A 611-nucleotide genomic window follows, 5' to 3' on the forward strand; every position below is an offset into this window, starting at 1 on the left:
TATTGCATGAAGATGTCTGATGGGTGGCAATATAGAAATCCATTGATGCTGTTTCATGTTGATTTTTTGAATAAATCCTATTATAAAAAAAATCACATAGTTCCTAACTATGAGGAGGAAGTTTTTAATCAACTTATAAATGCTGGCGCAAACATAAATAAATATCCCTATATTTGGGCAGGCGTATATTTACGAAACAATGAAGACATAAAGATTTTTGAAAAAAATTATCATGAACAAAGCGCACTGTTCGCGCCCTATTATGTGTCCGATTGTAATCGGGTGTTAAAAATGTTTCTTACGGCGGGAGCTGATGTAAATAGAAAGGGTGTCTATTTACCATTTGAAAAAGGGGTATGCGAAAAAATAACTGAAGATAAAGTGCAGGGATACTTTAATTCTTCAAATGCCACAACTCCACTTTACGAGGCAATTAAAAAAGGATGTCGCTGGGAAAGTCAGGTTGATTTGCTTTTGGAATACGGTGCGAACTTGGACGATTCCTGTCTCGAAGCTGCAAAACTTAGTGGAGATGAGCAGATGATTCTGAAAGTGCAAAAACTTTTGGATGAAAAAAATAGTAGGAATTCTTCCCCGACAAATCGCGATTT

Annotated in this window: 1 protein-coding gene; it reads left to right on the forward strand. The window is 36.0% G+C overall.

What is annotated here, in order from left to right:
- Positions 1–291 precede the first annotated feature (291 nt).
- Positions 292–611: ankyrin repeat domain-containing protein (locus tag JI65_RS17020; RefSeq protein WP_191018353.1), on the forward strand; the 320-nt coding region annotated here is incomplete at its 3' end.

This window comes from Treponema zioleckii, from assembly GCF_014737315.1.
Taxonomy (GTDB): Bacteria; Spirochaetota; Spirochaetia; order Treponematales; family Treponemataceae; genus Treponema_D; species Treponema_D zioleckii.